Origin of the sequence: Brachybacterium sp. HMSC06H03 (assembly GCF_001807385.1) — a bacterium.
GTDB classification, from domain to species: domain Bacteria; phylum Actinomycetota; class Actinomycetes; order Actinomycetales; family Dermabacteraceae; genus Brachybacterium; species Brachybacterium conglomeratum.
The window spans coordinates 1-4,589 of record NZ_KV788843.1 but is presented as its reverse complement, the minus strand read 5'-3'; the positions used below and the strand labels follow the sequence as shown (position 1 = coordinate 4,589).

4 protein-coding genes are annotated in these 4,589 nt (G+C 71.8%); all 4 read left to right on the top strand.

Annotation, left to right across the window (positions count from 1 at the left end):
- The first annotated feature begins 279 nt into the window (after positions 1 to 279).
- Positions 280 to 942 (top strand): TetR/AcrR family transcriptional regulator, encoded by a 663-nt coding sequence (locus HMPREF3159_RS10700; protein ID WP_070501013.1) that lies wholly within the window; start codon positions 280 to 282, stop codon positions 940 to 942.
- Between the two features lie 86 nt (positions 943 to 1,028).
- Positions 1,029 to 1,298, top strand: coding sequence for a DUF3107 domain-containing protein (locus tag HMPREF3159_RS10695; RefSeq protein WP_345742686.1), 270 nt, complete (start codon positions 1,029 to 1,031; stop codon positions 1,296 to 1,298).
- A 4-nt stretch (positions 1,299 to 1,302) separates the two neighbouring features.
- Positions 1,303 to 3,081, top strand: a complete 1,779-nt coding sequence (locus HMPREF3159_RS10690; RefSeq protein WP_070501012.1) for a metallophosphoesterase family protein — start codon at positions 1,303 to 1,305, stop codon at positions 3,079 to 3,081.
- 74 nt (positions 3,082 to 3,155) lie between these two features.
- The coding region (locus tag HMPREF3159_RS10685; protein ID WP_070501014.1) for a DEAD/DEAH box helicase at positions 3,156 to 4,589 on the top strand (1,434 nt) is incomplete at its 3' end.

The window sequence follows — 4,589 nt, the reverse complement described above, 5'->3', positions numbered from 1 at the left end:
CGGGCCCGCCGTGGACGATCACGTGGTGGCCGGCGGCGACGGCGTCCAGGGCGCGGCGCTGGCCCGGGTCCAGCTGCGCGGCGGGCAGCAGCGCGGGCAGCGCCTCGAGATCGGGCCCGAGCAGGCGGATGCCCTCCCTCGTGATGGTGCCGGTGCGTCGCATGGGACCATTGGACCCCATGGCCCTGACGTCCGGGATGCTCCGCACAGGACTCCGACGGGGGTACAGTGTGCGGGATCACCCGATGTCCTTAATGTCGGATTCCGGAGGTTGACCTCATGTCCTCGCCCACCACCTCCCGGATGCCCCGCGAGCAGCGTCGCTCGCAGCTGCTGCGACTGGCCACCGAGGTGTTCACCGAGAAGGGCTACCAGGCCACCTCGATGGACGACATCGCCACTGCCGCCGGGGTCACCAAGCCCGTCCTCTACCAGCACTTCCGCTCGAAGGAGGCCCTCTACGTCGAGGTCCTCGACGTGATCGGCGAGGCGATGCTCGTCGAGGTCCGCGACATGGCCGGGCGCGGCGGCGACGCCGAGGATCGGGTCCGGCTCGGCCTGCGCCGCTTCTACGAGCTCATGTCGCTGAAGAACTCGCTGCGCCTGTTCACCGGCCACGAGGTCGTCTCGGACGAGGTCAAGGAGCGGGTCACCCGGATCCTCGACGAGATGTCGATCGAGCTGGCTGGGGTGCTGCTCTCCTATCGCGCGCTGAGCACCGGTCAGGCGAGGATCCTCGGCCGGGGCCTGATCGGCATCGCCCAGACCACCGCCCAGCAGCTCCACGACGCCGCCGACGACGAGGAGCGAGACGAGATCCTCAGCACCGTGACCGCCGTGGTGGTCGACGGGCTGACGAGCTTCGCGCTGGTGGAGCAGACCGGCACCGAGCATGCGGACGCCGACGACCCGGCACCCGAGCAGGACGCCTCCCACCCCTGAGCACCGGCTCGCCCCTCGCGGACGGGACGCGGTTCCGCCCGCGGCGTACGCGCGCCGGAGCGCCCGAGGGTCCACGTAGACTCGCCGTGAACAGCACTCCCGTCTCCGCCCGTGCGCGGAGGGAAGGTCAGGTCATGGAGATCCGCATCGGCATCCAGCACTCCCCCCGCGAGCTCGTGATCGAGTCCGACGAGAACGCCGAGGCGGTGATCGAGCGTCTCAATGCCGCAGTCGCCGACGGCAGCCCGGTCACCCTGGTGGACGACAAGGGCAAGAAGGTCCTGATCCCCGGTGCCAAGCTCGCCTACGCCGAGGTCTCCACCGAGGAGCCCCGCCGCGTCGGCTTCCTCGGCTGAGGACGTGACGACACCCGAGGAGCCGGACCCCGCGGACGACGCCGCGGGAGCGGCAGCAGCGGGAGGGACCGGGTCCCCGGACGACACCGCCCCCACAGGGACCGACGGGGCCGCGCAGGACCGCGAGGACGAGCACCCCGCACAGCCGGCGCCGACGGACGAGGCGAGAGCCCGCCGTCGGCGCCGTCGCCGTGCCCGGGCGCTGCAGGTGACCGCCACCGCCGTGGTCGCGGTGCTCGGCGCGATCCTCGGGCTGCTGCTGGTGCCGGACTCGAAGGTCGAGGTCGGCCCGCTGACCGCCTCGGTGCACGTGCGCCCCTCCCTCTCCTCGGACACGGTGCTGCTGCTTCCGCCGATCGGCGAGGTCTCCTTCGACACCCACGCCGCGCCGGTGTCGATCGAGGCGCGGGTCAAGGGCGTCGACGTCGAGAAGGCCGAGGCGCTCTTCTACTCCGACACCGGCTTCGCCGAGCTGCAGAACAGCGCCCCGGAGGCGGTCACCGCGGCCGCGGCGCGCAATGCGGCGATGAACGCCCTGTTCGCGGCCGTCGGTGCGGGTCTCGCCGTCGGCCTCACCTTCCGCCGGGTGCGCCGTTCCCTGGTCGCGGGCGGCAGCGCCGTCGCGCTGGTCGGCGTCTCCGTCGGCGCGACGGCGGTGACCTTCTCCCCCGCCGCCCTGACCCAGCCCCGCTTCGAGGGGCTGCTCTCCCAGGCCGCGTACATCGCGGACCTCGGCGAGGCGACCGCGCAGGACTACGCGAGCTATCGCGACACCCTCGCGGAGTTCGTGGGACAGGTCTCGGCGCTGTACATCGCGGCGGACAGCCTGCCCGTGGGCCTGGACCAGGAGAACCTGGTCACGGTGCTGCACGTCTCCGACATCCACGACAACCCGCAGGCCTACGACGTGATCGAGCAGCTGCACACGCAGTTCGCGATCGACGCCGTGATCGACACCGGCGACATCGTCTCGTGGGGCACCCCGGTCGAGAACGAGCTGCTGAACAGGATCGGCACGCTGGACGTCCCCTACGTGTACATCAGCGGCAACCACGACGGCGCCGCGGCCGCAGCCACCATCGAGGAGCAGCCGAACGCCACCGTGGTCGACAACGAGGTGGTCGAGGTGGCGGGCCTGACGATCGCCGGGATCGGCGATCCCCGCTTCGCGGCCGACGACGACTCCGACATCGGCAGCGGCTGGCAGGAGGGCAAGGACGCGGTCGCCGCGAGCGCCTTCCAGCTCGGCGACACGATCGAGGCGTACGGCGAAGCGCATCCCGAGGACCCCGTCGACCTGGCGCTGCTGCACGACCCGACCCAGCCCGACGGACTCCTGGGCCGCGCCCCGCTGGTGCTCTCCGGCCACATGCACACCTCGGACGTCGAGCTGGACCGCGAGGGCTCCGGCACCGACTGGCTCACTGTCGGCTCCACCGGCGGTGCCCTCGCCTCCGGAGGCGTCGCCCCTGTGCTGCAGGGCGATGATCCGCTGGATCTCACCGCGCGGATGCTCTACTTCGACCGGGAGACCGGACGCCTCGTCGCCTACGACGACATCACCATGGGTGGGCTGGGCCTGGTCTCCGTCTCGATCCACCGCTCCCAGATGCCGCAGGAGGACGCCGAGCTCGAGGTGCCCGAGGGCGCCGAGACCCCCGACGGCACGGTCCCGCCGGAGCAGGAGGTCGCCCCCGGAGAAGGACTGCCGGACGAGGACCGCGTCACGCCCACCGACCCGGTGAGCCCCGCGCCGGGCGCGAGCGACAGCGGCGAGGGGTAGACCGCAGTTCCGCACGGCGAGGATGCCCCGAGGGCTACCATGGCCATGCACATCCATGACCAGAGAGTTGAACGGTGCCTGAAACGATCCCGCACACCGATGAGGCCGTGTCGGCCTCCCCCGCCGTCGAGCAGAGCTCCGGCACCACCGACCCGCAGCAGACCTTCGCCGACTTCGACGTCCGCGCCGACATCGTCGAGGCCCTCGCGGCCAAGGGCATCACCACGCCCTTCCCGATCCAGGCGCTGACCCTCCCGGTCGCGCTCCGCGGCCGCGACATCATCGGCCAGGCCAAGACCGGCACGGGCAAGACCCTCGGCTTCGGCATCCCGCTGCTGCAGAGCTCCGTCGCCCCCGGCGAGCCGAACCCGGACGACCGCCCGATCGGGAAACCGCAGGCCCTCGTGGTGCTGCCCACCCGCGAGCTCGCGGTGCAGGTCGCCCACGACCTCGAGACCGCCTCCGCGAAGCGTCCGATCCGTATCCTCACCGTCTACGGCGGCCGCGCCTACGAGCCGCAGATCGAGGCGCTCGAGAAGGGCGTCGAGGTGGTCGTCGGCACGCCGGGCCGCCTCATCGACCTGATGCGCCAGAAGCACCTGGACCTGTCCCAGGTGCGCACCGCGGTGCTCGACGAGGCCGACGAGATGCTCGACCTCGGCTTCCTCGAGGACATCGAGAAGCTGCTCCAGGCGGTGCCGAGCAACCGTCAGACGATGCTGTTCTCCGCCACGATGCCGGGACCGATCATGGCGCTGGCACGGCGGTTCATGAAGCAGCCCACCCACATCCGCGCCCACGACCCCGGCGACGAGTCCCGCACCAAGGCGGACATCAAGCAGGTCGTCTACCGCGCCCACCAGCTCGACAAGATCGAGGTGATGGCCCGCGTGCTGCAGGCCCGCGGCCGTGGCCTGTCGATCATCTTCATGCGCACCAAGCGCCAGGCCGACCGGGTGGCCGGCGACCTCGCCGACCGCGGCTTCGCCGCCGCTCCGCTGCACGGCGACCTCGGCCAGGGAGCCCGCGAGCAGGCCCTGCGCGCCTTCCGCAACGGCAAGATCGACGTCCTGGTCGCGACCGACGTCGCCGCCCGCGGCATCGACGTCACCGACGTCACCCACGTCGTGAACTGGAACTGCCCCGACGACGACAAGACCTACCTCCACCGCACCGGCCGCACCGGCCGCGCGGGCAAGAAGGGCACCGCGATCACCTTCGTGGACTGGGAGGACCTGGCGCGCTGGGCCCTCATCGCCCGTCAGCTGGGGCTGGAGTCGACCGAGGCGGTGGAGACCTACTCGACCTCCGACCATCTCTTCACCGACCTCGACATCCCCACCGATGCCAAGGGCACGCTGCCCAAGGACAGGCGCACCCGCCAGGGCCTGGACGCGGAGGAGATCGAGGACCTCGGCGGTCCCGGCTCGGCCGGTCGCGCTCCGCGCGCGGGCGGGCGCGGAGGTCGTGAATCCGGTCGCGGGGGCCGCGGCGGTCGCGACGGAGGC